The organism is Devosia sp. P2_G7 (assembly GCF_056403495.1).
This window is the reverse complement of sequence record NZ_JBFUFI010000002.1, coordinates 285,072-310,949: the sequence shown is the minus strand read 5'-3', so window position 1 is coordinate 310,949 and position 25,878 is coordinate 285,072. Positions and strand designations below refer to the sequence as shown.

The window sequence follows — 25,878 nt, the reverse complement described above, 5'->3', positions numbered from 1 at the left end:
CCCAAAACACCCCACCCTACAGCCGTTGGCAGGCCGCGGGTATTGGCGAACTCAGCAGAGCCGCCGACCGTTCGGCACGCCACGCTCGACGGCCGCCAGCACGATCGCGCCGTTCTCGTCCTCGAACCCCAGCGTCAGCACTTCGCTGCGCACCGGGCCGATCTGGCGCGGCGGGAAGTTGACAACGGCCATGACCTGGCGGCCGACCAGCGTCTCCGGCGTGTAGTGCACCGTGATCTGCGCTGAGCTTTTCTTCACCCCTATCTCCTGACCGAAATCGATCAGCAGAATATAGGCGGGCTTCCTGGCCTCGGGGAAAACTCGGGCTTCGATAATCGTGCCGACGCGGATGTCGACCTGCTCGAACTCCGCATAGGTGATCTCAGCCATCAGTTCGCACCGACCTTATTGGGAGCCGAGGCGGCCGTCAGGCCCGCCCGAGCTCTTCTGATCGCTGGCGCGCCGCACGAACGGCGCGATCGAGCAGCGGCTCGAGCCCATCCGGCGCCATCAGCACCTGCAGCGCTGCGTAGGTAGTACCCTTGGGCGAGGTGACATTCTCGCGCAGCGTTCCGGCCGGTGTCGGATCGGCGTCCATGAGCGCTGCAGCGCCAGTCACGGTCGCCCGCGCCAGCTGCATCGCCTGCTCGTCGTCAAAACCCTGCCGGCGCGCCGCCGCGGCCAGGGCCTCAACCATATAGAATACGTAGGCCGGGCCCGACCCGGAGACGGCCGTAACGCCGTCGATCTTGGCTTCGTCGTCGAACCACATCACCTGCCCCGCCGCGCTCAGCAGCGCATCGGCGGTAAGCCGGTCCTCGTCGCTTATGGCGAGGCCAACTGCGCCGGTGATGCCGCGGCCGACCTGCGCCGGCGTATTCGGCATGGTGCGGATCACCCGGTCGGTCTGCAGTCCCTCGGACAGGCCGACCAGCGAAATCCCGGCCGCGATCGACAGCACCAGCGTATAGCTGCCCACCACCGGCTGGATCTCGGCCATCACCTCATAGATCACCTGCGGCTTGACCGCGATGACCAGCACATGGGTCAGGACGCCGATCGGGCTCGCCTGCAGGCGAACGCCGTGCTGCGCGGCAAACTGCGCTGCGTGCTCGGACGGCTGCGGATCGCACAATACCAACCGATCCGGCGGCAGCCCGCCGGCAATCCAGCCGCGGGCCAGCGCCAGGCCCATCTTGCCGGCCCCGACCAGAACGACGGGGCCGATATCTGATAAATTCAAGCTTCGCCTACCGTTTCGAACATGACCTGGCTGAGTGCCTCGGAGGCGCCCTTGCCAGCCCATATCACGAACTGGAACGCCTGATAGTAGAGATCGCAGCTGTCGGTAGCCGAGCGCAGCAGCGCCTCGCACTGCGCCGCGCTGACTTCCGCCCCGCCGGTCAACAGGTGCGAATTGCGGAACAGCACCACGCCTTCGTGGTTCCACATGTCGAAATGCCCAATCCACAGCTGCTCGTTGATCAGCGAGATCAGCTGCTTCACTTCCGTCCGGCGCGTATCCGGCACCTTCAGGTCGAACGCCGCCGCAATGTGCAGCGACTCGAGATCTTCCATCCAGTTGAAGGAGACGTGGTAGTCGGCCCAGTTCCCGCGCACCGAAATCGAGATCTCATCGGCGTCCTGCCGCTCGAAGTTCCAATCGTTGATCGAAGCAATATGTTCGATAATGTCGACCGGATGCACCGTGCGGTCCGGTTCCAGTTCCAGAAGATGTGCCATTGGCTGAGCGTCCCATTGGGCGAAACGTATGAAGGCCGGCCGGTCATTCCCGGTCCTACGCGTTACTTGCAAAGAACTCGCACGCAGAAGGCCTACGAATCGTCCCTATGGAGGAACGCTACACTGGCGCCCCGATTCCGGGGATTGTGCCGCCAGAGCCATCCAAGGCTTTCTTCTGTGGATGATCCGGCTCGAAGGGTTAACAGGGTCTTAACTGCCCGAGTCTGTCCCCACCCGATTTGGCTGATTTTGGGACATCGCTGCTGGCGCGACTCGCGCTAGAATGCGCGGCCCGCATGACGAAGCTGTCATGTGCCGGAGTAGGCTCCGAAGCCTCAGAACAACCCGTCAGCTCCAGCCCATCCCGTCCGGATCGGCTCAGCCCATCTCGGGAACCCGTTGGCAATCGCCTGCTGGGCCGCTGCCTCGAAGTCATAGGCCACTGCGCGCAGCGCCGCCGACCACTTGCCGCCGTGCCGCTCGAGCACCGCATAGCGCGCGTCCGGCGCTCCGTAGTTGATCTGCAGCCCGACCGAACCCGGATTGACCACCATCCGCCCGTCTCGCAGCCGCACGACCCGCGACACGTGTGTGTGGCCGCACAGTAGCACGGGGAAATCGAGCCCGTTGGCCTTCGCCGTGACCTCGGCCTCGCCGGGCATGGTCACGGTGCGGTTGGTCCACCATGCGTCGAGCCACGGCTCTTCATCGCTCCGTGCCGTGCCGTGGCACATGAAAACCTCGCCCTCGATGTCCATCGTTGCCGGCAGACTCTTTAGGTATTCGCGGTGGACAGGCTTCATCAGCTCGTCCGCGTAGACATCGACGGGCGCCCGCTTCCTGGAGCCGGGATCGATCATCCAGCGGTCGTGGTTGCCGACTACGGTCGGGTAGTTCCGCTCGATCAGCATGTCGCCGGTGCCGACCGGGTCCACCGGACCGGCCAGCAGGTCGCCGAGGTTGATGGTGACATCCACCCCGACCATGGCGATATCGGCTTCCACCGCCTCCAGCGCCGGACGGTTGCCGTGAATGTCGGAGATCACTGCGATTCTCATGCCACCACCGTCCCCAGCAATTGCGGCCTCGAAAAGACTAAAGCCCCAAAGACTACAGCCCCTTGGGGCTCGCCCACCCCCAGGTCAGCGCCTCCGCCCATTTCGGGTAGCCGCGATCCAGCGCCTGCTTTGCCGCCGTTGCGTGGTCATACGCAACCGCGCGCAACTCCGTATTCCACCCGCTGCGACGCTTCTCGACGATGGCGTAGCGCGCATCCGGCGAACCGATCTCGAACGGCAGCCCGACACTCCCCGGGTTCACCACCAGCCGCCCATCGGCGAGGCGCAGGCTGCGTGGCACATGCGTATGCCCGCAGAGCAACACCTCGTGTTCGAAGCCATCGGCCTCGGCCTCGATGTAATCCTTCGTCAGCAGCGACGATATTCCGCCAACCATGCCGTCCATGAACGAGGCGTTGTCGTCGCGCGGCGTGCCGTGACAGAGGAACACGTCCTGCTCGAACACCCGCGTCGCCGGCACGGCAGCAAGCCACGTGTGCTGCCGCTCGTCCAGCATGCCGCGCACCAGCGCGTCGATGTGCCAATCCTTCTCGCGGCCATCGGTGATGTAACGGTCGTGATTGCCGCGCACGGAGGGCATATCTAGCTCGATGAACCGATCGGCCACACCGGTCGGATCGCTCGGGCCGCTGAGGAAATCGCCCAGCGCCACGGTCGCCTCGACGTTCTGCCGGGCGATATCGTCCAGCACGGCATCCAGCGCTTCGAGGTTGCCGTGGACGTCGGAAAGAACCGCGATCCTCACTTCGACTTGAGGCTCTCGACTGCCGCCTTCAGATCCTTGATCTCGGTGCTCTGGGCCTGCACCAGTTCGCGCAGCGCGTCGTAATCCTCGCGCTTGACCAGGTCCATGTCGGCCACCAGCCGCTCGAGCTGCGATTTCACGGCCGTCTCGATCTCGCGGCGCACCCCGTCGGCGACGCCGGCGGCGTTGTTCATCAGCTTGCCCAGCTCGTCGAATATCTTGCCACCCTGGGTCATCGTGTATCCTCGCCTTCACGGTTTTCAGCTCGATATCTAGGCTGCCGCCCGCGCCTTGACCAGAGCATGGCGGAGGCTAAAAGGTCTCAGCCTGTCCACAGGAGCCGCGGCGCGTGCCCTTCCCCAATATCGATCCCATCGCCTTCGCCATCGGACCAGTCGTCGTCCGCTGGTATGCGCTGGCCTATCTCGTCGGCGTCCTAGGTGGCGCGGCCTACGCCACTACGCTGCTGCGCCGGCATGGCCTGTGGAAGGACAACCGCCCGCCCTTCGAGCCGGCCGCGATCTGGGATTTCGCCTTCTGGGCCGTCATCGGCATCATCATCGGCGGCCGCATTGGCTACGTGCTGTTCTACAACCTGAGCTTTTACGCCGCGAACCCGGGCGAGATCATCGCGCTGTGGGACGGAGGCATGAGCTTCCACGGCGGCCTCGTTGGCATCATGCTGGCCATGGCGCTGTTCGTGCGCTCGAAGGGCGGCAACATCCTCTCCGGCATGGACCTGCTCGGCGCCATCGGCACCATCGGGCTGTTCCTCGGCCGCGTCGCCAACTTCATCAATGCCGAGCTCTACGGCGCGCCGACCACCCTGCCCTGGGCCGTGGTGTTCCCCACCGATCCGGAGCAACTGCCACGTCATCCCAGCCAGCTCTACGAAGCGCTGCTCGAGGGCGTGCTGCTGTTCATCGTCATCCGCATTGCCACCAACCATCTCGGTGCGCTGAGGAAGCCCGGCCTCGTCGCCGGCATCTTCGGCATCGGCTATGCCCTGAGCCGCATCTTCGTCGAGTTCTTCCGCCTGCCCGATGCGCAGATCGGCTACCTCTATGGCGGCTGGCTCACCATGGGCATGGTGCTGAGCCTCCCCATCCTCGTCGCCGGCATCGGCCTCGTCATCTACGCCATGAGGCCCGCCCGTGGCTGATACCCGCTCCCTCGGCGAAATCATCGACATGCAGCTGAGCCAGACCGGCCCGATGTCGCTCGCCACCTACATGAGCCTTGCGCTGACCCATCCGCGCTCCGGCTACTACACCGGCACCGATCCGCTGGGCGCCAAAGGCGACTTCATCACCGCTCCCGAGATCAGCCAGATGTTCGGCGAGCTGGTCGGCTTCTTCATCGTCAATCTCTGGCAGCAGCTCGACCAGCCGCGCAGCTTCACCCTGCTCGAACTCGGCCCCGGCCGCGGCACCCTGATGCAGGACGCGCTGCGCGTTGCCGCCAAGGCCGACGGGTTCCTCGATGCCTGCCACCTGCAGCTGTTCGAGACCAACCCGGCGCTCAAGGCGCAGCAGGCCGAACGCCTCAGCCAGTACAACCCGTACTGGGCCGATGAAGTCGATGCGGTGGCGGACGACCCGATCTTCGTCGTCGCCAACGAGTTCTTCGATGCCCTGCCGATCCGCCAGTTCGTCAAGGCGCCCGATGGCTGGCACGAACGCCAGATCGGCCTCCGCGACGGCAAGCGCGCCTTCGGCCTGTCACCCACGCCCATCCCCGACAGCGCCATGCCGCCCGAGCTTGCCTCGGCCCAGCTCGGCGAAACCTACGAAGTCAGCCTCGCCGCCGCCGACATTATGCAAAAGCTCGGCAAGCGCATCGGCGCACAGAAGGGCGCCCTGCTCGCCATCGACTACGGCTACGCGGCGACGCAGACAGGCGAGACCCTGCAGGCCGTCCGCAACCACGCCTTCGCCGATCCGCTCGATGCACCGGGCGAGATCGACCTCAGCGCGCATGTCGATTTCGGCGCCCTCGGCAAGGTCGCGACCGATCTCGGCCTCACTGTTGAAAAGCTGTCCACCCAGCGCGATTTCCTCGGCGGCCTCGGCATCGTCGAACGCGCCACAGCGCTGGTGAAATCCAATCCCAATCAGGTCGACGCCATCGCCGCGGCCCTGCGCCGCCTTGTCGACAGCACCGAGATGGGCACCCTGTTCAAGGTGTTCTGCGCCCATTCCGGCAACATCGAGCCTATCGGTTTTCCGCAATGAGCATGCCCTTCGAAACCAGCCGCGCCCTCGAGCGCATCCCCGGCATCCGTCACGGCTTCTTCGGCCGCCGCGGCGGCGTCTCGACCGGCGAGTTCTCCTCGCTCAACGTGTCGCTCTCGGCAGGCGACAAGTTGAATCACGTGATGGAGAACCGCGCCCAGATCGCTGGTATCCTTGGCTTTTCACTGAGCCAGCTGGTGACACTGAAGCAGGTCCACTCGGTCACCGTGCTAGAAGTCACCCGCCAGCCCAACCCTGACGACATCCCCGAGGCCGACGCCTTCGTCACCCGCGTCCAGGGCCTGGCGCTCGGCATCCTCACCGCCGACTGCACGCCGATCCTGTTCGCGGATCCCGAGGCCCGCGTCATCGGCGCGGCGCACGCCGGGTGGAAGGGCGCCACCGGCGGCATCGCCGAGGCTACGGTCGCTGCCATGGTCGATCTCGGCGCCCGCCCCGATCGTATCGTCGCCGCCATCGGCCCCACCATCTCGGCCAAGAACTACGAAGTCGGCCCCGACTTCACCGCCGACCTGCTGCGCGATCACCGCGACGCCGAGAACCGCATCACCAAGCCGAACGGCGGCCGCGAGCATTTCGACCTCCCCGGCTTCGTCTTTGACCACCTGATTGCCGCCGGCGTAGGCCTTGTCGACGACCTCGGCATCTGCACCTACGCGGAGCCCAAGAAGTACTTCTCTCACCGCTATGCGACGCACAAGGCGATCACCACCGGCCGCCAGCTCAGCGTCATCGTCCTGGGCGGGCTCTGAGCAAGATTCCTTCACCGATCCGTCACAAGGCGCATTGCGCCCCGCCGCGGCCCAAGCTAAAGACCCGCGCATCAGGAGCCGGCAACTCCCCGGACCGGCCCGATCCCGGAGCGCGCTCGTGAAACTTGTCACCGGCAATTCCAACCGCGCGCTTGCCGAAGCCGTCGCGAGCTATCTTGAAGTCCCGCTGACCGATTGCACGGTCAAGCGCTTCAACGACAAAGAGATCTTCGTCGAAATCCACGAGAACGTCCGCGGCGAGGATGTCTTCATCCTGCAGTCGACCTCGTATCCGGCCAACGACAACCTGATGGAGCTGCTGATCCTGTCGGACGCGCTCCGCCGCTCCTCGGCCCGCCGCATCACCGCAGTGATTCCCTATTTCGGCTATGCCCGGCAGGACCGTAAGTCCGCCTCGCGCACCCCGATCTCCGCCAAGCTGGTCGCCAACCTGATCACCGAAGCGGGCGTCAACCGCGTGGTGACGCTTGACCTCCACGCCGCGCAGATCCAGGGCTTCTTCGATATCCCGACCGACAACCTCTATGGCGCGCCCGTCATGGTCCGCGACATCCAGGAGCGCTACACCAACGGCAACGTCATGATCGTCTCGCCCGACGTCGGCGGCGTGGCCCGCGCCCGCGCTACCGCGCAGCGCATCGGCGCCGACCTCGCCATCGTCGACAAGCGCCGCCCCAAGGCCGGCGTCTCGGAAGTCATGAACATCATCGGTGACGTCGCCGGCCACGCCTGCATCCTCATCGACGACATCGTCGATTCCGGCGGCACCCTGGTGAACGCCGCCGAGGCCCTGCTGAAAGCAGGCGCCACCGAAGTTTCGGCCTACATCACCCATGGCGTACTATCGGATGGCGCCGCCGAGCGCATCGCCAAGAGCAAGCTGAAGGAGCTGGTGATCACCGACTCGATCATCGCCACCGACGCCGCCAAGGCCGCCAAGAACATCCGCATCATCTCCATCGCCCCGCTGATGGGCGAGGCGATCGCCCGCACCGCCAGCGAGCAGAGCGTCTCGAGCTTGCTGGACTGACGTGTCGAAGCGCCCGACGGCCGTGGGCCTCGGGGTTTCCTGTCAATCTTGCCGCTTCTGGATGAGCGGCATGGGCGGGACTTCGTCCCTGTGCCGGTCGTCCGGCAAACTGTACAAAGGTTGGGACTCTCGTCCCGCCCATTGCGAACGGTCTTTTGGCCCGATGGTGCGCAAAGCGGACGCTTCCACCAAACCCTGGCCAGGACGCCTCCCAACCAGCCCGAACCCTCCCCGCGACGCCGCGTAGCGCCTCGCATCGGTGAGGTGGATGCAGATTACCACCGGAGATTCGCGCGGGGATAAGTCGGGGCAAGCGCCATATCGTCCACGCGCCAGCATCCAGTTCGCGACAGGTTCGTTCCAATCACGAGCTTAATGTCGCCGCCGGGGAAATATTTCGGCTCCCCCGGTGTTAGTCAGCTGAGGGCTTTTCGGAGGAGATGCAAAATGAAGCTCACTCTGTTGCTCGTGGTTGGAGCCGCGCTCTGTCTGGGACCGGCTCTCGCCGATGACCACCTCGTTCAGGCCACCAGGTCCGGCGGATTGGTGTTCGACGCAGCCAACGACGTGATCATGAACAAGAAGGGCCACGTCATCCCGGATACGGCGCCCGGCCAGGGCAGCCCCTTCATCGGCGAGCACCAATGCACCCCGGCCACCGCCACTTCGGCCGCGCAGGACCACGCCCACGTCAAGGCAAAGGGTGCCGACGACGTAGCGGACTGCGCCGAAGAGGAGTAGCCGCCACCTTCCTGGAGCTCTCCCCACCGGGAGACGGCTCTGTGAGACAACGTCCCACCGCCCATCTCCCTTGGCCAAGGGAGATGGGCGCCAAGCGTGCTGTTTCTCCCCTTGGTTGCCCTCTACATGTCGAAATCGGCCCCCCTCGTCCGACATTGCCCTGAAGGGCTATGCTGCCGACCGAGGAGACACCGATGCGCTACATGCTGATGCTCTACGCCGACGAGAAAGCCGGCGCCCAGATCCCGCCCGACCAGATGCAGAAGGCAATGGAGACGCTCTACGCCTATCAGGAGGCGCTGACCAAGGCCGGCGCCTTCGTCATGACCGCCCCCCTCGCCCGCACCCACGACGCCAAGACCCTGCGCATGGGGGGCGGCGATGCTACCTTCCACGAGGACGCCAAGGGCGCCGCCTTCGTTAACGACACCGGCGAACTGAAGGTTCATGACGGCCCCTATGCAGAGACCCGCGAACAGTTCGGCGGCTTCTACATCATCGAGGCGGCAAACATGGACGAAGCCCTCGCCTGGGCCAGGAAGTGCCCCGCAGCGCAGTGGGGGCCGGTCGAAGTCCGCGCCATGATTCCGGGCTTCTGAAAGCCATCGCCTTTTTTCGTCCGCGATTTGTAGAAGTTTTGTCGCCCCCTCCGTCATTGTCGTGCCGGGCGCGGTGTCCGGCACGAAACAGGAGACGAAAATGAAGTACATGCTGCTCATCCACGGCGACGAAACGCAGATGAATGCGGCCACGCCCGTCGACGACACCGGCATGAGCGCCGACTACGCTGCGTTCAACGAGGCGATGATCAAGGCCGGCGTCATGGTCGGTGGCGAGCGCCTGCGGCCAACCAGCGCCACCACCTCGATCCGCGTCCGCGACAAGAAGGCGGTTGTCCTCGCCGGGCCCTATGCCGAGACGCAGGAGCAGCTGGGCGGCTACTACCTGATCGATGTCCCCGACCTGGACCAGGCGATCGAGTGGGCCCAGAAATGTCCGGCCGCGCAGTTCGGCACCATCGAGGTCCGCCCGATCTGGCCGACGCGAGGCGCATGATCTGACAAAATCGGCTCGTCCCTGAAGTTTTTTCGGGGACGAGTCGAAATGGCCGGACCAGGCCCGTCATTGTTGCATCGGGGCACGGTGTCCCGACGTGACAAACGGAGAAAACCGATGAAGATCAAGCTGACCACCGTGTATGTCGACGACCAGGAGAAGGCGCTGCGCTTCTACACCGACGTGCTGGGCTTCACCCCCAAGGCCGACTTCGGCAACAGCGGCTTCCGCTGGCTGACCGTTGTTTCGCCCGATGACAAGGACGGCACCGAACTGCAGCTGGCGCTCAACAGCAACCCCGCCGCCAAGGCCTTCCAGCAGGCAATGTTCGAGCGGAGCCAGCCTGCCGTGATGTTCTACACCAGCGACGTGAAGGCCGATTACGAGCGGATCAAGGCCAAGGGCGGCGACTTCGCCATGCCCCCGACCGATGTCACCGCATCGACCATCGCCCAGATCAAGGACACTTGCGGCAACCTGCTGCAGATCACCCAGTTGAAGTGGTAAGCGGTCCGACAAGAAGGAGAACCACCATGGCAACCAAGCAGAGCACCGCCAAGCGCACCGACGCCGCCGCCGACAGTTTCACCGCCGAAGAAAAGGCCGCCATGAAGGAGCGCGCCAAGGAGCTGAAGCGCAACGCCAGCGCAGCCGAAGACGAGCAGGCCGTGGTGGAGAAGATTGCCGCGATGCCGGACGCCGATCGGGTGATGGCCGAGCGCATCCACGCCCTCGTCAAGGCCACCGCGCCGCATCTCACGGCCAAGCTCTGGTACGGCATGCCGGCTTACTACAAGGACGGCAAGAGCATCTGCTTCTTCCAGGATGCCAACAAGTTCAAGGCACGCTACGCCACCTTCGGCTTCAACGAGGCGGCGAAACTCGACGACGGCAGCATGTGGCCCACCAGCTACGCGCTGCTGAAGCTCACCGCGGCCGACGAAAAGCGGATCGCCGATCTCGTGAAACAGGCAGCAAGCTGAGGAACCCGGCCATGCGCTACATGATGCTGATCCACCACGACGAGGTCGCGCTCGCCAACGCTCCGCAGAAGGAGCTCTGGGCCGACTACGCCGCCTTCAACGAGGCGCTCGCCAAGGCGGGCGGCGGCATGAGCGCCGGGGAGCGGCTGCAGCCGGCCTCGGCGGCGACCACCGTGCGCTCGTCCGACGACAGGACCGACGTGCTCGACGGCCCCTATGCCGATACCAAGGAGCAGTTGGCCGGCTACTTCATGATCGACGTCGCGGACCTCGATGAAGCCATCCGCTGGGCCAAGCGCTGCCCGAGTTCCCGGTACGGCTCGATCGAGATTCGTCCCCTTGCCCCGGAATATCCGAGGCCCGACCTGAGCCTGCGGCGCCAGGACTCGTAGCATGCGACATGAGGGTAACGAGGCGGCCCGCGCAGCCGAGCGGGTCGCCCGCGAAAGCTACGGCCGCCTCGTCGCCTTCCTCGCGGCCCGCACCCGCGACGTAGCGGGTGCCGAAGACGCGCTGGCCGAGGCCTTTGCCGCCGCGCTGCGCATGTGGCCCGCCGAGGGCGTGCCGCTCAATCCCGATGCCTGGCTGCTGACGGTCGCCCGCCGGCGCCAGACCGATGCGCTGCGCCGGCGCACCACGCGGCACGCGGGCGAGGAGCATCTGAAAATGATGGCCGATGAAATCGAAGCCGCCGCAGAAACCCCCGACGAGATCCCGGACCGCCGCCTCGCGCTGATGTTCGCCTGCGCCCATCCGGCGATCGAGCGGGGTATGCGGGCCCCGCTGATCCTGCAGACCATTCTCGGCCTCACCGCCATCGACATCGCCGCGGCCTTCCTGATCCCGCCCGCCACCATGGGCCAGCGCCTGGTGCGCGCCAAAACCCGCATCAAGGACGCCGGCATCCCGTTCGGCATTCCCGACAAGGAGGAACTGCCCGAGCGCCTCGATGCGGTGCTCGACGCCATCTACGCCGCCTACTCGAAGGGCTGGGCCGAGATCGGCGACAGTGCGTCCGCCCAACTCGCCGACGAGGCGATCTGGCTCGGCCGGCTGGTCGTGTCGCTGTTGCCCGAACAGCCCGAGGCCAAGGGTATGCTTGCGCTGATGCTCTACACCGAGGCCCGCCGCGCCGCCCGGCGCTCGCCCGGCGGCGCTTACGTGCCGCTCGAGGAACAGGACACAAGCCTCTGGGACGACGCGCTGATCGGCCTCGCCGAAGCGCTATTGCGGTCTGCAAATGCCGGTGGCCCCTCCGGACGCTACCAGATCGAGGCCGCCATCCAGTCCGCCCATGTCGCCCGCCGTAACCTGGGCGCTAACACATGGCCCGCCATCCTCGCGCTCTACGATCACTTGCTCGCGCTCAGCGCCTCGCCGGTCGTGGCGCTCAACCGAGCCATGGCCATCGCCGAACTCGAAGGTCCCGACGCCGCGCTGGCCGCCATCGAGCCGCTCGGCACCGACAAGCGCATGGCCGACTACCAGCCCTACTGGGCCGCCCGCGGCCACCTCATGTCCAGTGCCGGCCGCAAACCCGAGGCCCGCGAGGCGCTCACCCTCGCCCTGGGCCTCACCACCGACACAGCCGTGAGGCATTACCTGCAGGGCCGGCTGGCGGCGCTAGCGGACGGCTGATCGACCTATCGGTGACCGCCTTCTTCCCTTGTGGGAGAAGGTAACCGGCTTCCGCGACGGCGCTACTTGCCCGAAACCCGCATTTCCCCTATACGCACCGCCCATGAAGCACCCGTCACCCCTGGAGGACGGGTGCGTGAGCTTTGACTTCTCAGAGTTCACACCAACCCATGAATGGATCATTCAATGGCTACTGCTGCTACGGAGCTCAAGGCTCAGGCGCGGAGCGGGGTGGGCAAGGGGGCCGCTCGTGCACTGCGTCGTGAGGGGCTCATCCCTGCTGTCATCTATGGCGACAAGAAGCCCCCGCTTCCGATCACCATCTCCTACAACGAAGCCATGAAGCGCATTTACGCCGGTGGTTTCCTCTCCCACATCGTCACCCTCGACGTTGATGGCGAGAAGCACCGCGTCATTCCGCGCGACTACCAGCTCGATCCCGTCAAGGACAAGGCGCTGCACGTCGACTTCCTGCGCGTCGGCAAGGGCACCAAGCTCAATGTCCAGGTGCACGTGAAGTTCATCAACGATGAACTGTCGCCCGGCATCAAGCGCGGTGGTGTGCTGAACATCGTCCACCACACGCTCGACCTGACCGTCGACGCCGACCACATCCCCGAGGAGATCGTCGTCGATCTCACCGGCATGGATGTCGGCGACAGCGTCCACATCTCGTCGATCAAGCTGCCGGCCGGCGCCACCGACCACAGCCATGAAGACGACCTGACGATCGCCACCATCGTCGCTCCGTCGGGCCTCAAGGCCGAGGAAGCCGAGGAAGGTGCCGCCGAGGGCGAAGCCGCTCCGGCCGCCAATGGCGAAGCCAAAGAGTAAGCACTTCGGGAGCGGGCTTGATGTCCGCTCCCACCCTGCCCTGCTGCCTGGAAGTTAGCCGATGCATCTCATCGTCGGCCTCGGCAATCCCGGGGACAAATACCGCAACAATCGCCACAATATCGGTTTCCTCGCGGTCGACGCCATCGCGCGCCGCCACGGCTTCCCGGGCTTCCGCGAGAAGTTCCAGGGATTGATCTCCGAAGGCACCATCGATGGCGAAAAGGTGCTGCTGCTGAAGCCGCAGACCTACATGAATTCCTCCGGCGACAGCGTCCAGAAGGCTGCCACCTTCTACAAGCTCGGGCCATCAGACATCTCTGTCCTCTACGACGAGATCGACCTCGCCCCGGGCAAGACCCGCATCAAGATCGGCGGCGGCAATGGCGGCCACAATGGCCTGCGCTCGATCGACCCGCAGATCGGGCTGGGCTACCGCCGCATCCGCCTCGGCGTCGGCCACCCGGGCCACAAGGATCTGGTGATGCCGCACGTGCTCGGCGACTTCTCCAAGGCCGAGCAGCAGGCTTGGCTGATCCCCCTTCTCGACGCCGTGGCCGACAACGCGGCGATGATCGTCAAGGGCGACGATAACGGCCTGATGAACAAGCTTGCCATCGCCACCCAGGGCGACGGCGCCGACCGCGCCCAGCGCCCCGAAACCGCCGACCCGACCCGCAAGAAGGCCCCGGCCCAGAGCCACATCCGAGCCGCCCGGCCGAGTGAGCCGCAGGCCAAGGTACCGGAGACCGGACCGATGGCCGACATGCTGAAGAAGCTGTTCGGGAAGGACTAGTGCGTGGAGCTCCCACGCACACCAAACCAATTGACTTCCGCGCCTCTTCAACCGATGTGAAGCGCAACAATTGGCGCGGTCGCTTTCGCGCCTCCAATGACGAATTCCGGAGACTGTCATGGGTTTCAAGATGGGCATCGTCGGCCTGCCCAATGTGGGCAAGTCGACGCTCTTCAATGCGCTGACCCGCACCGCCAACGCCCAGGCCGCGAACTTCCCGTTCTGCACCATCGAGCCGAACACCGGCGAGGTGGCAGTGCCTGACGCGCGCCTCGACAAGCTCGCGACGATCGGCAAGTCGATCAACATCCTGCCGGCCAAGATGAGCTTCGTCGACATCGCCGGGCTGGTGAAGGGCGCATCGAAGGGCGAAGGCCTCGGCAACCAGTTCCTCGCCAATATCCGCGAGTGCGACGCCATCGCCTATGTGCTGCGCTGCTTCGAGGATGGCAACATCATCCACGTCGCCAACAAGGTTGACCCGCTCGCCGACGCCGAAGTGGTCGAGACCGAGCTGATGCTCGCCGACCTCGAAAGCCTCGAGAAGCGCCGCGCCGGCGTCGAGAAGAAGGCCAAGGGCGGCGACAAGGAAGCCAAGGCGACGCTCGATCTGATCGACCGCTCGCTGGTGCTGCTGCGCGACGGCAAGTCGGCGCGCCTGGTGCAGCGTTCCGCCGAGGAAGAGAAGGCCTTCACCGAGCTGCAACTCCTCACGTCCAAGCCTGCGCTCTACGTCTGCAACGTCGATGAGGCCTCGGCTGCCACCGGCAACGCCATGACCAAGCAGGTCGAGGAATACGCCAAGCAGCATAACGCCGCCGTCATCGTCATCTCCGCCGAGATCGAGAGCCAGCTCGCGCAGCTTCCCGATGCCGAGCAGGCCGAGTATCTCGAGAGCCTCGGACTGCACGAGCCCGGCCTCAATCGCCTGATCAGGGAAGCCTACCAACTGCTTGGTTTGCAGACCTATTTCACCGTTGGCCCGAAAGAGACGCGCGCCTGGACCATCCACAAGGGCGACCGCGCCCCGCAGGCCGCCGGCGTCATCCACACCGATTTCGAGCGCGGCTTTATCCGCGCCCAGACCATCGGCTACGAAGACTTCGTCACGCTGGGCGGTGAAGTCGCCGCCAAGGAAGCCGGCAAGGCGCGGGACGAAGGCAAGGAATATGTCGTCAAGGACGGCGACGTGATGTTGTTCAAGTTCAATACCTAAGCGATTTCAGCACTTTAACTCATAACCCCTGAGCTGTGTCATGCTCGAACAGATCTTCGGCTCCTGGTGGCCGATGGTGTCGTCCTATTTCGCGGGCCCGCTGGCGCTTGCCGCCGGCACCGTCAGCCCCTTCACCATCGTCCCGACGGTCGGCTTCGCGCTTCTGGTGCTTGGGGTGATCGTCGCCGTTCTCTGGCGCGAGAAGCAGGCCGTGTGGGTGATCGGGCCGGTCATCGCTTCTGCGCTGACCCCGGTGATCCTCGCCATCGCCAACATCCTCGGCGGCTGGTTCGTGGTGATCTTCGCGCTGGTCATCGGCGCCGTAGGCCTGCTGCTCTGGATCGGCGTGATTTCCGCCGACGCCACCCGACGCCTTCCGGTCTGGCTGCTCGGCCTGTTCGCGGTGAACTTCGTCATCTATTGCACCGTCGTCAGCGTGGCGATCATCTGGGGCCTGGCGTAAGGGAGCACCCGAGATCTCAGATCGCTACAAGAGCTTTGCCGAACTGGCAGCCTCCGAGACGGAGGGCGTCAGCTACGCCATCCGTCTGATCGATCGCGACTCGCCAGTCACCGTCATCGCTCCACCATCCGCCGCGCCGGGGTCCAGCTCGAACTGCCACGCGAACTGCGTGACCGCCTGAGCGCCGACAGTGCTGCGCTCGCGTCATTTTCGGCCGCCGTGGGCCGCGCGATCGAGGCACACCTCCCCGCCATCGGGTGATCGGTCTTCGATCCTATGCCGCCGCAGCCGCCCTCGCCTCGAGCTTGCACCCCGGCTGACGATTGACGTATACGTCAACCCGCGATGAACCCAGTCACGATCGACCGCCGCCATTTCGAGGATCTCGTCGTCGGCGAGACCATCAATCTCGGCTCGACCCTCGTGACCAAGGAGATGATCATCTCCTTTGCCCGCGAGTTCGATCCGTTTCCGTTCCACCTCGATGAAGAAGCCGCCAAGCGGTCGCTGCTCGGCGGGCTCGCCTCCTCCGGGTGGCAGACCGCGGCACTGACCCTGCGCCTGCTCGGTGACAATTTCCTCAGCAAGATCGCCTCGGCCGGCGGACTCGGTTTCTCCGACCTCAAGTGGAAGAAGCCGGTGATGAAGGGCGACACCATCTGGGCCACGGCCACCGTCGCCGAGCTCCGCCGCTCCCGCCACCACCCGCAATGGGGCATCGTCGCCATCGACCTCGACGTGAAGAACCAGAAGGGGCAGCCGGTGATGACCATGCGCCTCGCCAACCTGGTCGAGTCGCGCGACCCCGAGGAAGGCACCCAGGCCCAGCCCGAGCAGCCTTATGACGTCGAACACGGTGGACCTGCATGACCCGCTGGTTCGAAGACATCACCATCGACGAGCCGTTCCCGCTCGGCAGCCACACCTTCACCGAAGCCGAGATCCTGAGCTTCGGCCGCGAGTACGATCCGCAGTACTTCCATCTCGATCCGGCCGCCGCCGCGCATAGCCATTTCGGTGGCGTCATCGCCTCGGGCTGGCACACGGTCCTTGTGGGGCACCGCAAGATGGTCGATGCGCTCGATGCCGAGGAAGTCCGCCTGCGCGATCTCGGCCAGGAACCGGGCGTTTCCGGCCCCTCCCCCGGCGTCAACAAGATGGAATTCAAGTCGCCCGTTCGCCCTGGCGACACCGTCACCTACACGCTCACCGTCACCGGCAAGCGGGCGTCCAACTCGATTCCGGGCTGGGGCCTGTTGTTCAACAGCCTCGATGCGGTGAACCAGCGCGGCGAAAAAGTCTACCATGCCGAACTGGTCGGCTTCTCCAAGCTCCGCGACTACAAAATGCCGCCACACTTACGGGTTCTTGAGGCGTTGACCAAAATCCCCGGATTGGGGAAGTTGCTGACCCAACGGAGTTGAGTCACCTAATGCGCCTCACCATCGCTTTTGCCGCCCTCGCGTTCCTCGCCGCGCCCGCCGCTGCGCAGTCGCTGACCGGCGTCGGCGTCGAAGGCAACTGGGGTTGCCGCGCCATTATCGACGGCACCCGCGCCGGGCTGCTCACCATTTACGCCGGCTCCTACGGCTACGCCTCGGCCAATTACGGCAGCACGGCCTCGGGCAGCGGCACTGCAGAGATGGCTTCGAACGGCGTCACCTTCCTCGATGGCAATCTCGTCGCCGGCGCCGGCATCACCAGCGCGATCCTCGGCTTCGACGATGCCGGCCGGGACGTCCTGCAGCTCTTCACCGCAGAAAAGAACGTCCTCACCTGCACACCGCGCGGTTGATGCCCAAGGCCACCGGCGTCTCGGAGATCGCCTTCTCCCCTTGTGGGAGAAGGTGCCCGAAGGGCGGATGAGGGGTTCTGTCCGCGCACTCTGTCACTCGTCGCTTCGCTCCGATCGCGCAACCTTGGGGTTGCGGGTCCCCTCATCCGGCGCTGCGCGCCACCTTCTCCCACAAGGGGAGAAGGTGGCGCCCGGCCCACGACCCTCCAGCTTGACCTCCCGGCCCTCCAGCGCTAAACAACGCGCCTTCCAGAGGAAGTACTGCCCGAAAATGATCTGAGCACTGTTGCGGACGCCCGAGCTATCCCCTCCCTCGCATCGCGAGCGGCGGATGATACGCGGATGCCGGTCTCAACAACGCTCCAGATGACGGGCTGACTCTGTCCGACGTCCCTGGCGTCCAATCTCCCACTGAACTTCATCGCTAACCTGTGGACGGTCCGGAGCATTGCTTCGTTGCGCGCCACAACTTGAGCCCGTTCGCGCGTAACTGTCGCGGCGGGCAAGGAGATTGTCCATGCCCAAGTTCATGACCTACCAGCGCCCTACCCCAGTCAACAAGGCCGCCTGGAGCGGCAGGCCGGCGGCCAATCCGTACCAGCCGGAGCGCAAGCCCGGGGCGGCGCACGCCTGCGGATTTCCTGGTCATCGTCGACGACCAGTACGTGCGGGGGAGCAGACATAACGGCACAATCCCTTCCGCAAACGCATCTGACAAGCGCGCCTGGAGCACAGATTTGCGGCTGAGTTTTTCCCGACGGGATCGCGGAAACATTGGGCAATTCGCCGGAATCCAATCAGCGATGCAGCTGCCGCCAGCAGCGCCGGCCAGGCCGGATACACCCCATTAACCGAAACAATCGAACAGCGCCCGACCTGCGGGCACGAATTCCCGCGTCCCGGCAGATAACGCGTGGGTAACGCGTATGAGCCGCTAGGCTTTCTATTCAACCCTTTAGTGCTTCGTTATGCGCCCAGGCGCACAATTCGCCTACGACATCTGTTGCCTCACCCGCTCAGCGAGGTCTGCCCGGTATGGAGTCGCCTTGGTATAGCCTGATGACCAATGTGGCCGTGGTCGCATTTTTCGTCAGCGCCTGGACACAACTTCGCGACGTCTTCGAGCGCCTTGGGCCACGTGCCGTCGAAGCCGCTTTCGGCGTCACCATGGGCCTGGGCGCCGTCACGACCATGCTGTTCCCGGTGCATTTTGCACCAGGCATCTTCTTCGATCTGCGCACCTGCCTGCTCGCCCTTGCCGCCTTCTTCGGCGGCCCCATCTCCGCCGTGATCGCCACTACCTTTGCGATCACCTATCGCCTCTCGATCGGCGGCGCAGGCGTGCTGGTAGGCCTCACAGCGATGGGCTTGGTCACCATCACGGCCCTGCTCGCCCATTTGGTTCGCCGCCGGCGCGGTCTCCGCCTCGCTCGCTGGCACTCGCTTGCCCTTGCCCTGTCCACCGCCGCCATAGCCATTGCGGTCACGGTGCTGGCGCCGGCGAGCGTCCGGGCCGCCGACTGGCCGCTGATCGTCAGCACGCAGAGCCTGTTGCTTCTCCTGGCGGTGCTGTTCTCCGGCCTCGCCCTGACCCACGAGGAAGAACTGCGCGCCGCCAGGCGCGACAACCAGACCTATCGCCAGGTGATCGACGAGTTGCCCGACAGCATCAGCGTCAGCGATCTCGAGGGCCGTTTCGTCGTCGCCAATCCCGCCACTGCGCAGCTGCTGGGTGTTTCCGGACCGGCCGCTCTCATTGGCCATTTGAGCGATGAATTCGGCGCCCGGCCGCCGGCGGGACACTCCCCTGCCACCGGCGGACCCTCGGAGTACCAGCGGGCCGTGGAACACCCTGACGGCACCACCAGTTGGTTGCAGACACTCGAGGTACCGCTCAACGACAGCCGAGGACAGCCGTTCGGCCTCATCACCCACAACCGCGACATCACCAAGCAGAAGCAGCTCGAGATCGAGCTCGACGAGCGCCAACGCGTCCTCTCCTTCGCCATGGCGCAGATGTCCGATGGCGTGGCGATGTTCGATCGCAACGGGCGGCTGCTGTTCTGCAACGCGCAGTACCAGCAGCTCTTCCCCCTCACCTCCGATGTACGCGTCCCGGGCGCCCATATCCGCGACATCCTCGCCGCGGCTGTCGAGCGCCGCGAGCAGCAGGTGGGCGCTTCGACCGCCGACGTGGCCGCCTGGACCGATGAGATCGCCGCCTCGCTCTACCGCGACTCCGAAGAGGAGGTGCACCTGTTCGACGGCAGCTGGCTGCGCGTCTCCACCCGCCCGTCGCCGGATGGCGTATCGATGGTGGTCGTCTCCGATATCACGCGGCTGAAGCGCACCGAACTGGAGTTGCTCGATGCCACCGAGCGGCTCCGGCAGGAAGCCACCACCGACGCCCTCACCGGCCTGGTCAATCGCCGTGCCCTCGATCAGCGGCTCGAGATCGAGATTGCGCGGAGCCTCCGCGCCAATACCGCGATCAGCGTCATCCTGCTCGATATCGATCACTTCAAGGCCTACAACGACACTTACGGCCACCTGGCGGGCGATGCCTGCCTCAAGGCGGTCAGCGAGTGCCTCGGCCAGATGTTCCGCCGCCCGGCCGATCTCGTGGCCCGCTATGGTGGCGAAGAGTTCCTGGTCGTTTTGCCCGAAGTCGATTCAGACGGCGCCGATAGCCTCGCCAACGACTATCGCGATGTCCTCGCTGCGCTCGCCCTGCCGCACGAAGCCAGCAGCACCGGCAGGATTACCGTCAGCCTCGGTATCGCCAGCTATACACCAGGCGAAACCGAGCGCAGCGCCGCCGAACTGATTGGACGCGCCGACGAAGCCCTCTACGCCGCCAAGACCGCCGGGCGCGACCGCGTCAGCGCCTGGCGCCGCCGCTTCCGCGTCGTCCCGCGCAGCCTGCGCGTCGTGCACTGAGAGCTAGTGCCCCTCGAACGGGATCAGGGCCTCGACCTGGACCCCGGTGGCGCGGAGCTTGTCGGCGCCGCCCAGGTCGAACAGGTCGATGACGAAGCCCGAATGCGACACCTCGGCACCCGTCCGCCGCAGCAGCGACACCGCCGCCACCGCCGTGCCGCCGGTCGCGATCAGGTCGTCGACCAATAGCACCTTGTCGCCCGGACCGATCACGTCCGCATGAATCTCGATGGTGTCGACCCCATACTCCAGCGCGTAGTTCTGCCCGATGGTCTCGCCGGGTAGCTTGCCCTTCTTGCGCACCGGAATGAAGCCGACGCCGAGCGCAATCGCCACCCCCGCCCCGAAGATGAAGCCACGCGCCTCGATCCCCGCGACATGGGTGATCCCCAGGTCCTTGTGCAGGCCGGCCAGCCGGTCGACGCTCTCGCGGAACCCATCAGGGTCCTCGATCAAGGTGGTGATATCGCGGAACAATATCCCCTTCTTGGGATAGTCGGGGATCGAGCGGACGAGCGATTTGAGGTCGAGCATATGGGTGCTGCGGCTTGTTGGAAAACGAGGGAATGGATGGTCCGATGCGGACCGGGAACGATTAGCGCCTGGTGCTGTCGACGATCTTCCGAGCCAGCTGCCCGGCCCTGTAGGCCGTGCTGAGCGTCACGTCCTTGGCGGCGGCCTTGACCTTGGGCGTCAGCAGCAGCGGCGCCGCGGCGATGCCGGCGCGCACCATCGGATGGGCGATCACTGTGCGGGCAAGGGCGGCAGCCGTGGCGGCGCTGCGAATGATCGACATGTGGGGCCTCCTGCAAATACTGCACCGGCGAATATCAACGATGCGGCTGGTGATCGCAAGGGCTCCGCCGGCCGGAACGACAGAGGGCCCCGCGGGGCCCTCTGGAACTCAGATGACGCGTCGGATCAGTGCTCGATCCTGGACCACAGCTTGCGCTTGACCAGGTACATCAGCGTCGCAAACACCAGGAGGAACGCGATCACCTGGAAGCCCGCTTCCTTGCGCGCCACGAGGTGCGGCTCGGCCACCCACATCAGGAACGCCGCAACGTCGCGCGAATACTGGTCGACCGTCAGCGGCACACTGCCGCTCTCGCTTTCCTCGTAGGTCACGGAGCCGTCGCTGAGCGGCGGCGCCATGCCGAGGAAATGCCCCGGGAAGTAGGTGTTATAGTGCTTGCCCTCCGGCACCTCGATACCCTCGGGAGCCGGGTCCACGTAGCCGTTGAGCAGCGCATGGATATAGTCCGGCCCGCCTTCCGAGTACGCGGTGAAGTAGTTGAGGATCCACCACGGGAACGGCTGGGTCGTGCCGCGGGCCTTGGCCAGCACCGACATATCCGGCGGAAGCGCACCACCGTTGGCGTCGCGCGCGTCGCGGTCATTGGCGAACGGCGACGGCCAGCGATCCGCTGCGATGCCCGGGCGCTTGCCGCCCTCGGCGTCCGCATCGGCGATCTCGTATTCGGCCGCCAGAGCCTTCACCTGGCCCTCGGTGAACTCGGGACCACCCGGCTCGCTGAGGTTGCGGAACGCCAGCAGGCGGGCCGAATGGCAGCTCGAGCAGACTTCCTTGAAGATCTGGAAGCCGCGCTGCAGCTGGTTGCGGTCATAGGTGCCGAACGGCCCCGCAAAGCTCCAGGCTTCCTTGTGGATTTCCGGGGTGGCGTGCCCCTCCTGCGCAACGGCCGGAACCGCCGCGAAGAGGATGCTCACCAGCAGGGCGCCGATAATGGTTTTGGTCTTGATCATTGCCGTTGGGCCCCGGGTCAGTGCGTCGTCGACGCTGTTGCGGCGGTCGCCGCGACAGGCGCTGCGTGCTTGGCCAGAACCGACTCGGTGATCGACGTCGGCAGCGGCCGCGGCGTCTCGAAGCGTCCGAGCAGCGGAAGCACGATGATGAAGTAGGCGAAGTAGTACGCGGTGGCGAGCTTCGACAGCAGCACGTAGATGCCCTCGGCCGGCGCCGAACCGAGCCAGGTCAGGAACACGAAGTTCGCCACGAACAGCCAGTAGAACCACTTGAAGATCGGGCGGAACGTGCCAGAGCGAACCTTCGACGTATCGAGCCACGGCACGAAGAACAGCACCAGGATCGCGCCGGCGAAGAAGATCACGCCGCCGAGCTTGGAGTCGATGAACAGGATGTTGAAGTCGATGGCACGCAGGATCGCGTAGAACGGCAGGAAGTACCATTCGGGCACGATGTGCGCCGGGGTCACCTGGCTGTTCGCCATGATGTAGTTGTCGGGGTGCCCCAGGATATCCGGCGCGAAGAAGGCGAACCACGCGAAGGGGATGCAGAACACCACCACCGCGAACAGGTCCTTCATCGTGTAGTACGGATGGAACGGCACTGCCTCGCGGCTCGACTTCACCTCGACGCCGATCGGGTTGTTGTTGCCCGGCACGTGCAGCGCCCAGATGTGGAGCACCACCACCGCAGCGATGATGAACGGCAGCAGGTAGTGCAGCGAGAAGAAGCGGTTGAGCGTAGCGTTGTCGACGGCGAAACCGCCGCGCAGCAGCTCGAGGATCGGCGTGCCGAGCACCGGGATGGCGCCCAGGATGTTGGTGATCACCGTCGCGGCCCAGAAGCTCATCTGGCCCCAGGGCAGCACGTAGCCCATGAAGGCGGTGGTGACGACCAGCACGAACAGCACGACGCCGAGGATCCAGAGGATTTCGCGCGGTGCCTTGTACGAGCCGAAATAGAGGCCGCGGAACATGTGGATGTAGATCGCCGCAAAGAACATCGAGGCGCCCGTGGCATGCACGGCCTGGACGATGCGGCCGCCGTTCACGTCGCGACGGATGTGCTCCACCGAGTCGAAGGCGAGGCTGACATGCGGGGTGTAGTGCATGGCGAGGATGATCCCCGTCACGATCTGCACGCCGAGCATGAAGGCGAGGATGGCGCCGAACGTCCACCAGTAGTTGAGGTTCTTCGGCGTGGGGTAGTCCATCAGGTGTTCTTTGGACCACCGGATGATCGGCAGGCGATCGTCGATCCACTTTTCGACGACGTTACCGGGGACGTAGCTGGATTCGTGAGCCATCTGGTCGGGTCCCCTTAACCGATCTGCACAAGCGTGTCGGTGACGAATTCATAGGGCGGCAGCACCAGGTTCTTGGGTGCGGGGCCTTTGCGGATCCGGCCGGCAGTGTCGAACTGCGAACCGTGGCACGGGCAGGCCCAGCCATCGTAGTCACCCGACTCGCCCACCGGGATGCAGCCCAGGTGCGTACAGTTGGCGATCATGATCAGCCACTGCTCGTGGCCCGGCTTGGTGCGCTGCTCGTCGGTCTCGGGATCCCTGAGGTCCGACAGCGGCACCGCCTTGGCCTCGGCGATCTCGGCCTCGGTGCGGTTGCGCACGAACACCGGCAGCCCGCGCCACTTGATGGTGACCGACTGGCCGGTCTGGATGCTCGACAGGTCGAACTCGATGCTGGCAAGGGCCAGCACCGAGGCGTCGGGGTTCAGCTGGTTGATCAGCGGCCAGGTCACCCCGGCTACGCCAACCGCGCCCACGGCGCCTGCCGCGATATAGAGAAAATCGCGCCGTCCCGGATTAGGGGCGTCCTGATGTGCCAGATTGGATTGCGTCGCCAAGGTAAGCTTCCGTCTGTTGTGTCTTGATCAGCGCCTCGGTGCCTGTTGGCATCAGGCACATAGCCAAAGCCAACCCCCGCCCTCAACAGCGCGTGATTTGGGCGTTCTTTTGACACTATGAATGGGGCTTGTCCAGCCGGAGACAGGGTGACTTTCCCCCGATGCGACACTATAGCAACCGCCAAAAAGCTTACCATGGAGGTCAGGAATGATGACGGTCGATCTGGCCCTCTATCAGCCGGATATCGCGCAGAACACCGGCACCCTGCTTCGGCTCGGCGCCTGCCTCGGAGTGATGGTGCACATCATCCACCCGACAGGCTTCCAGTTCTCGCCCCGCTCGATTCGGCGCGGCGCCCTCGATTACCTCGAACACGCCCGCTTCACCGAGCACGACAGCTATGCCCATTTCGACGTTTGGCGCCGGGCCGAGGGGCGCCGGCTGGCGCTGCTGACCACCCAGGGCAGCACCTCGGCCTATGAGGTGACCTACGAACCCAACGATGTCCTGCTCCTCGGTCGCGAGTCCGCCGGCGTCCCGGAGGAGGTCGCGGCGGACGCAGACCTCCGCGTCCGCATCCCCATGCGACAAGATATGCGCTCGCTCAACGTGGCCGTCGCCGGCAGCCTCGTGCTAGGGGAGGCGCTGCGACAGACCAATGGTTTTGCAGCCCTGACATGACATTACCCGCCGACATTGAATCAAAGCAGCAACTCGCCACCGCCTGGTTCAGGAGCTTCCGCGACCAGCTCAGCGCCAGCCTTGAGGCCGTCGAGGCCGATGTCACGGGCCCGCATGCCGATCGCCCGGCCGGCAAGTTCGAGATCGAACCCTGGACCCGCGAGGCCGGTGGTGGCGGCGAGATGGGAATGCTGCACGGCCGGGTGTTCGAGAAGGCCGGCGTCCACATCTCGACCGTCCACGGCCACTTCTCCGAGGATTTCGCCCGCCAGATGCCGCATACCGAGGCCGGTGCCGAGTTCTGGAGCGCCGGCGTCTCGGTGATCATCCATCCCTGGAACCCCAACGTTCCGGCCGCGCACATGAACACGCGCATGATCGTCACCGGCAAGTGGTGGTTCGGCGGCGGCGGCGACCTGACCCCCGTGCTCGATCGCCGGCGCACGCAAGACGATCCCGACAGCGTCGCCTTCCACGCCGCCTACAAGGCCGCCTGCGACGCCCACGGCGTCGACTACGCCGCTTACAAGAAGTGGTGCGACGAGTACTTCTACCTGCCCCACCGCAAGGAGCCGCGCGGTATCGGCGGCATCTTCTACGACAACCACAATACCGGGAACTGGGACGCCGACTTCGCCTTCACCCAGGATGTCGGCCGTGCCTTCCTCGACGTCTACCCTGCCCTCGCCCGCCGCAACTTCGAGACGCCCTGGACCGAGGCCGACCGCAACGAGCAGCTGATCCGCCGCGGCCGCTATGTCGAGTTCAACCTGCTCTACGATCGCGGCACCACCTTCGGCCTGAAGACGGGCGGCAACGTCACCTCGATCCTCTCCTCGATGCCCCCGGAAGTGCGCTGGCCCTGACTCGCGGCGGGCTCTTGCCCGTCTCCGCGCCTTACCAACCTTGCCGAAGCTTAAGCCGCCGGAAACTACCCCCGGCGCGGAGGCACGCCTAGATTTCAGGGGCCGGTGCAAATGCACCCCCGAACGGTTCCAGCCAGCGCAACGGAACCGCGCTTAGCCCCGCTGTCTGAGGAGTTCCAAATGAACAGAGTTCTCAAAGGCCTGGGAGCCACGGCCATCACCGCAGCCGTTATCTTGGCCGCCGTCCCGGCGTTCGCATCGACGCCCGCATTCAACACCGCCAAGGCGGGTAGCGGCATGTCCGTCGACAATTTTGACCCGCAGGTGCAGATCTTCAACCGCGCCGAAGTCGCCGACCTGCTGCACGCGAGGAACGTCTCGGTGGTGAAGTTCGACACGGCCTGGGCCGATGGCGGCGACGCTTCCAAGGCGTTCGACGCAGTCGATGCCAGCGACCAGTCGATCCACCTGCTGCGCGACGCCCTGAAGGCCGACCCGGCCGCAATGCGGCTGCTCGCCCAGAACCATATCTCCGTCGACCGGGTCATCGACATCACCCCGAGCGGTAATGGCGCGGTCCAGCTCTACGTTTCATGAGGCCACAAGCGGTTC

33 protein-coding genes are annotated in these 25,878 nt (G+C 65.2%); 22 read left to right on the top strand and 11 right to left on the bottom strand.

The genetic code is table 11. The annotated features are described in order from the left end of the window. Window positions 1–51: 51 nt before the first annotated feature. From AC1DWU_RS04700 to AC1DWU_RS04675, 6 genes are all read right to left on the bottom strand, one after another. Window positions 52–393 carry a tRNA-binding protein gene (locus AC1DWU_RS04700; RefSeq protein WP_477149060.1) on the bottom strand — a complete coding sequence of 114 codons (342 nt, stop codon included), beginning with the start codon at window positions 391–393 and terminating at the stop codon, window positions 52–54. A gap of 34 nt (window positions 394–427) precedes the next feature. Further along, the gene (gene proC, locus AC1DWU_RS04695; RefSeq protein ID WP_477148808.1) at window positions 428–1,243 is read right to left on the bottom strand and encodes a pyrroline-5-carboxylate reductase; all 816 of its coding nucleotides are present in this window, start codon (window positions 1,241–1,243) and stop codon (window positions 428–430) included. Continuing rightward, a complete protein-coding gene (locus AC1DWU_RS04690) occupies window positions 1,240–1,743 on the bottom strand; it encodes a type III secretion system chaperone family protein (protein WP_477148807.1) in 504 nt (167 codons plus the stop codon). The genes proC and AC1DWU_RS04690 overlap by 4 nt, the downstream gene beginning before the upstream one ends. Before the next feature lie 335 nt (window positions 1,744–2,078). Then, the gene (locus AC1DWU_RS04685; protein ID WP_477148806.1) at window positions 2,079–2,801 is read right to left on the bottom strand and encodes a metallophosphoesterase family protein; all 723 of its coding nucleotides are present in this window, start codon (window positions 2,799–2,801) and stop codon (window positions 2,079–2,081) included. 52 nt (window positions 2,802–2,853) lie between these two features. After that, complete coding sequence (locus tag AC1DWU_RS04680) at window positions 2,854–3,567, bottom strand: metallophosphoesterase family protein (RefSeq protein ID WP_477148805.1); 714 nt, start codon at window positions 3,565–3,567, stop codon at window positions 2,854–2,856. Continuing rightward, entirely contained in the window at window positions 3,564–3,803 is a 240-nt protein-coding gene (locus AC1DWU_RS04675) for an accessory factor UbiK family protein (RefSeq protein WP_477148804.1), read from the bottom strand. The genes AC1DWU_RS04680 and AC1DWU_RS04675 overlap by 4 nt, the downstream gene beginning before the upstream one ends. 113 nt (window positions 3,804–3,916) lie before the next feature. Between AC1DWU_RS04675 and lgt the strand changes: the two genes are divergently transcribed. From lgt to AC1DWU_RS04580, 19 genes are all read left to right on the top strand, one after another. Then, a complete protein-coding gene (lgt, locus tag AC1DWU_RS04670; RefSeq protein ID WP_477148803.1) occupies window positions 3,917–4,729 on the top strand; it encodes a prolipoprotein diacylglyceryl transferase in 813 nt (270 codons plus the stop codon). Beyond that, window positions 4,722–5,801, top strand: a complete 1,080-nt coding sequence (locus tag AC1DWU_RS04665) for a class I SAM-dependent methyltransferase (RefSeq protein WP_477148802.1) — start codon at window positions 4,722–4,724, stop codon at window positions 5,799–5,801. The genes lgt and AC1DWU_RS04665 overlap by 8 nt, the downstream gene beginning before the upstream one ends. Further along, window positions 5,798–6,574, top strand: a complete 777-nt coding sequence (gene pgeF / locus AC1DWU_RS04660; RefSeq protein WP_477148801.1) for a peptidoglycan editing factor PgeF — start codon at window positions 5,798–5,800, stop codon at window positions 6,572–6,574. Before AC1DWU_RS04665 ends, pgeF begins: the two co-directional genes overlap by 4 nt. Window positions 6,575–6,692: 118 nt before the next feature. Next, window positions 6,693–7,625: a ribose-phosphate pyrophosphokinase gene (locus tag AC1DWU_RS04655; RefSeq protein ID WP_477148800.1), complete on the top strand. Its 933-nt coding sequence runs from the start codon at window positions 6,693–6,695 to the stop codon at window positions 7,623–7,625. Window positions 7,626–8,072: 447 nt separating this feature from the next. Further along, on the top strand, window positions 8,073–8,366 hold the full coding sequence (locus AC1DWU_RS04650; protein ID WP_477148799.1) for a hypothetical protein: 294 nt from the start codon (window positions 8,073–8,075) through the stop codon (window positions 8,364–8,366). Between the two features lie 194 nt (window positions 8,367–8,560). Next, the gene (locus AC1DWU_RS04645) at window positions 8,561–8,965 is read left to right on the top strand and encodes a YciI family protein (RefSeq protein WP_477148798.1); all 405 of its coding nucleotides are present in this window, start codon (window positions 8,561–8,563) and stop codon (window positions 8,963–8,965) included. A 100-nt stretch (window positions 8,966–9,065) separates the two neighbouring features. Then, on the top strand, window positions 9,066–9,422 hold the full coding sequence (locus tag AC1DWU_RS04640) for a YciI family protein (protein ID WP_477148797.1): 357 nt from the start codon (window positions 9,066–9,068) through the stop codon (window positions 9,420–9,422). 117 nt (window positions 9,423–9,539) lie between these two features. Further along, on the top strand, window positions 9,540–9,929 hold the full coding sequence (locus AC1DWU_RS04635) for a VOC family protein (RefSeq protein WP_477148796.1): 390 nt from the start codon (window positions 9,540–9,542) through the stop codon (window positions 9,927–9,929). A 26-nt stretch (window positions 9,930–9,955) separates the two neighbouring features. Continuing rightward, entirely contained in the window at window positions 9,956–10,405 is a 450-nt protein-coding gene (locus tag AC1DWU_RS04630) for an iron chaperone (protein ID WP_477148795.1), read from the top strand. An 11-nt stretch (window positions 10,406–10,416) separates the two neighbouring features. Further along, window positions 10,417–10,797 (top strand): YciI family protein, encoded by a 381-nt coding sequence (locus tag AC1DWU_RS04625; protein WP_477148794.1) that lies wholly within the window; start codon window positions 10,417–10,419, stop codon window positions 10,795–10,797. A gap of 1 nt (window position 10,798) precedes the next feature. Continuing rightward, window positions 10,799–12,043, top strand: a complete 1,245-nt coding sequence (locus tag AC1DWU_RS04620) for an RNA polymerase sigma factor (protein ID WP_477148793.1) — start codon at window positions 10,799–10,801, stop codon at window positions 12,041–12,043. Window positions 12,044–12,229: 186 nt separating this feature from the next. Further along, entirely contained in the window at window positions 12,230–12,877 is a 648-nt protein-coding gene (locus AC1DWU_RS04615) for a 50S ribosomal protein L25/general stress protein Ctc (RefSeq protein WP_477148792.1), read from the top strand. 61 nt (window positions 12,878–12,938) lie between these two features. Next, window positions 12,939–13,673: an aminoacyl-tRNA hydrolase gene (pth, locus tag AC1DWU_RS04610; RefSeq protein ID WP_477148791.1), complete on the top strand. Its 735-nt coding sequence runs from the start codon at window positions 12,939–12,941 to the stop codon at window positions 13,671–13,673. Window positions 13,674–13,791: 118 nt separating this feature from the next. Then, a complete protein-coding gene (gene ychF / locus AC1DWU_RS04605) occupies window positions 13,792–14,889 on the top strand; it encodes a redox-regulated ATPase YchF (protein WP_477148790.1) in 1,098 nt (365 codons plus the stop codon). 40 nt (window positions 14,890–14,929) lie between these two features. Then, on the top strand, window positions 14,930–15,352 hold the full coding sequence (locus AC1DWU_RS04600; protein ID WP_477148789.1) for a hypothetical protein: 423 nt from the start codon (window positions 14,930–14,932) through the stop codon (window positions 15,350–15,352). 345 nt (window positions 15,353–15,697) lie between these two features. After that, the gene (locus tag AC1DWU_RS04595; protein WP_477148788.1) at window positions 15,698–16,222 is read left to right on the top strand and encodes a MaoC family dehydratase; all 525 of its coding nucleotides are present in this window, start codon (window positions 15,698–15,700) and stop codon (window positions 16,220–16,222) included. Continuing rightward, window positions 16,219–16,776, top strand: coding sequence for a MaoC/PaaZ C-terminal domain-containing protein (locus AC1DWU_RS04590; protein WP_477148787.1), 558 nt, complete (start codon window positions 16,219–16,221; stop codon window positions 16,774–16,776). Before AC1DWU_RS04595 ends, AC1DWU_RS04590 begins: the two co-directional genes overlap by 4 nt. Before the next feature lie 8 nt (window positions 16,777–16,784). Further along, on the top strand, window positions 16,785–17,147 hold the full coding sequence (locus tag AC1DWU_RS04585) for a hypothetical protein (RefSeq protein WP_477148786.1): 363 nt from the start codon (window positions 16,785–16,787) through the stop codon (window positions 17,145–17,147). Window positions 17,148–18,206: 1,059 nt separating this feature from the next. Then, entirely contained in the window at window positions 18,207–20,087 is a 1,881-nt protein-coding gene (locus AC1DWU_RS04580; protein ID WP_477148785.1) for a sensor domain-containing diguanylate cyclase, read from the top strand. A gap of 3 nt (window positions 20,088–20,090) precedes the next feature. Here AC1DWU_RS04580 and AC1DWU_RS04575 read toward each other — a convergent pair whose 3' ends face one another. The 5 genes from AC1DWU_RS04575 to petA all read right to left on the bottom strand — a co-directional run bounded on the left by AC1DWU_RS04575 (window position 20,091) and on the right by petA (window position 23,700). Further along, entirely contained in the window at window positions 20,091–20,621 is a 531-nt protein-coding gene (locus AC1DWU_RS04575; RefSeq protein WP_477148784.1) for an adenine phosphoribosyltransferase, read from the bottom strand. A gap of 61 nt (window positions 20,622–20,682) precedes the next feature. Beyond that, the gene (locus tag AC1DWU_RS04570) at window positions 20,683–20,883 is read right to left on the bottom strand and encodes a hypothetical protein (protein ID WP_477148783.1); all 201 of its coding nucleotides are present in this window, start codon (window positions 20,881–20,883) and stop codon (window positions 20,683–20,685) included. A 125-nt stretch (window positions 20,884–21,008) separates the two neighbouring features. Beyond that, window positions 21,009–21,854, bottom strand: coding sequence for a cytochrome c1 (locus tag AC1DWU_RS04565; RefSeq protein ID WP_477148782.1), 846 nt, complete (start codon window positions 21,852–21,854; stop codon window positions 21,009–21,011). A gap of 17 nt (window positions 21,855–21,871) precedes the next feature. Continuing rightward, window positions 21,872–23,161 (bottom strand): cytochrome b, encoded by a 1,290-nt coding sequence (locus tag AC1DWU_RS04560; RefSeq protein ID WP_477148781.1) that lies wholly within the window; start codon window positions 23,159–23,161, stop codon window positions 21,872–21,874. 14 nt (window positions 23,162–23,175) lie between these two features. Then, window positions 23,176–23,700, bottom strand: a complete 525-nt coding sequence (gene petA / locus AC1DWU_RS04555; protein ID WP_477149059.1) for a ubiquinol-cytochrome c reductase iron-sulfur subunit — start codon at window positions 23,698–23,700, stop codon at window positions 23,176–23,178. A gap of 229 nt (window positions 23,701–23,929) precedes the next feature. On the opposite strand from petA, the gene AC1DWU_RS04550 reads away from it, so the two are divergent. From AC1DWU_RS04550 to AC1DWU_RS04540, 3 genes are all read left to right on the top strand, one after another. After that, window positions 23,930–24,400 carry a tRNA (cytidine(34)-2'-O)-methyltransferase gene (locus AC1DWU_RS04550; RefSeq protein WP_477149058.1) on the top strand — a complete coding sequence of 157 codons (471 nt, stop codon included), beginning with the start codon at window positions 23,930–23,932 and terminating at the stop codon, window positions 24,398–24,400. Then, the gene (gene hemF, locus AC1DWU_RS04545; protein ID WP_477148780.1) at window positions 24,397–25,266 is read left to right on the top strand and encodes an oxygen-dependent coproporphyrinogen oxidase; all 870 of its coding nucleotides are present in this window, start codon (window positions 24,397–24,399) and stop codon (window positions 25,264–25,266) included. The genes AC1DWU_RS04550 and hemF overlap by 4 nt, the downstream gene beginning before the upstream one ends. A gap of 180 nt (window positions 25,267–25,446) precedes the next feature. Further along, window positions 25,447–25,863, top strand: coding sequence for a hypothetical protein (locus tag AC1DWU_RS04540; protein WP_477148779.1), 417 nt, complete (start codon window positions 25,447–25,449; stop codon window positions 25,861–25,863). The last annotated feature ends 15 nt before the right edge of the window (window positions 25,864–25,878 follow it).

Bases quoted from the DNA above. Each gene is read 5' to 3' on its own strand.
- AC1DWU_RS04690 (WP_477148807.1), bottom strand. From the start codon at position 1,743: ATGGCACATCTTCTGGAACTGGAACCGGACCGCACGGTGCATCCGGTC.
- AC1DWU_RS04650 (WP_477148799.1), top strand. From the start codon at position 8,073: ATGAAGCTCACTCTGTTGCTCGTGGTTGGAGCCGCGCTCTGTCTGGGA.
- AC1DWU_RS04570 (WP_477148783.1), bottom strand. From the start codon at position 20,883: ATGTCGATCATTCGCAGCGCCGCCACGGCTGCCGCCCTTGCCCGCACA.
- pgeF (WP_477148801.1), top strand. From the start codon at position 5,798: ATGAGCATGCCCTTCGAAACCAGCCGCGCCCTCGAGCGCATCCCCGGC.
- hemF (WP_477148780.1), top strand. From the start codon at position 24,397: ATGACATTACCCGCCGACATTGAATCAAAGCAGCAACTCGCCACCGCC.
- AC1DWU_RS04620 (WP_477148793.1), top strand. From the start codon at position 10,799: ATGCGACATGAGGGTAACGAGGCGGCCCGCGCAGCCGAGCGGGTCGCC.
- AC1DWU_RS04600 (WP_477148789.1), top strand. From the start codon at position 14,930: ATGCTCGAACAGATCTTCGGCTCCTGGTGGCCGATGGTGTCGTCCTAT.
- AC1DWU_RS04565 (WP_477148782.1), bottom strand. From the start codon at position 21,854: ATGATCAAGACCAAAACCATTATCGGCGCCCTGCTGGTGAGCATCCTC.
- AC1DWU_RS04550 (WP_477149058.1), top strand. From the start codon at position 23,930: ATGACGGTCGATCTGGCCCTCTATCAGCCGGATATCGCGCAGAACACC.
- AC1DWU_RS04635 (WP_477148796.1), top strand. From the start codon at position 9,540: ATGAAGATCAAGCTGACCACCGTGTATGTCGACGACCAGGAGAAGGCG.
- AC1DWU_RS04580 (WP_477148785.1), top strand. From the start codon at position 18,207: ATGACCAATGTGGCCGTGGTCGCATTTTTCGTCAGCGCCTGGACACAA.
- AC1DWU_RS04685 (WP_477148806.1), bottom strand. From the start codon at position 2,801: ATGAGAATCGCAGTGATCTCCGACATTCACGGCAACCGTCCGGCGCTG.
- AC1DWU_RS04630 (WP_477148795.1), top strand. From the start codon at position 9,956: ATGGCAACCAAGCAGAGCACCGCCAAGCGCACCGACGCCGCCGCCGAC.
- AC1DWU_RS04645 (WP_477148798.1), top strand. From the start codon at position 8,561: ATGCGCTACATGCTGATGCTCTACGCCGACGAGAAAGCCGGCGCCCAG.
- ychF (WP_477148790.1), top strand. From the start codon at position 13,792: ATGGGTTTCAAGATGGGCATCGTCGGCCTGCCCAATGTGGGCAAGTCG.
- AC1DWU_RS04615 (WP_477148792.1), top strand. From the start codon at position 12,230: ATGGCTACTGCTGCTACGGAGCTCAAGGCTCAGGCGCGGAGCGGGGTG.
- AC1DWU_RS04590 (WP_477148787.1), top strand. From the start codon at position 16,219: ATGACCCGCTGGTTCGAAGACATCACCATCGACGAGCCGTTCCCGCTC.
- pth (WP_477148791.1), top strand. From the start codon at position 12,939: ATGCATCTCATCGTCGGCCTCGGCAATCCCGGGGACAAATACCGCAAC.
- AC1DWU_RS04595 (WP_477148788.1), top strand. From the start codon at position 15,698: ATGAACCCAGTCACGATCGACCGCCGCCATTTCGAGGATCTCGTCGTC.
- AC1DWU_RS04640 (WP_477148797.1), top strand. From the start codon at position 9,066: ATGAAGTACATGCTGCTCATCCACGGCGACGAAACGCAGATGAATGCG.
- AC1DWU_RS04625 (WP_477148794.1), top strand. From the start codon at position 10,417: ATGCGCTACATGATGCTGATCCACCACGACGAGGTCGCGCTCGCCAAC.
- AC1DWU_RS04675 (WP_477148804.1), bottom strand. From the start codon at position 3,803: ATGACCCAGGGTGGCAAGATATTCGACGAGCTGGGCAAGCTGATGAAC.
- AC1DWU_RS04560 (WP_477148781.1), bottom strand. From the start codon at position 23,161: ATGGCTCACGAATCCAGCTACGTCCCCGGTAACGTCGTCGAAAAGTGG.
- AC1DWU_RS04540 (WP_477148779.1), top strand. From the start codon at position 25,447: ATGAACAGAGTTCTCAAAGGCCTGGGAGCCACGGCCATCACCGCAGCC.
- AC1DWU_RS04585 (WP_477148786.1), top strand. From the start codon at position 16,785: ATGCGCCTCACCATCGCTTTTGCCGCCCTCGCGTTCCTCGCCGCGCCC.
- AC1DWU_RS04575 (WP_477148784.1), bottom strand. From the start codon at position 20,621: ATGCTCGACCTCAAATCGCTCGTCCGCTCGATCCCCGACTATCCCAAG.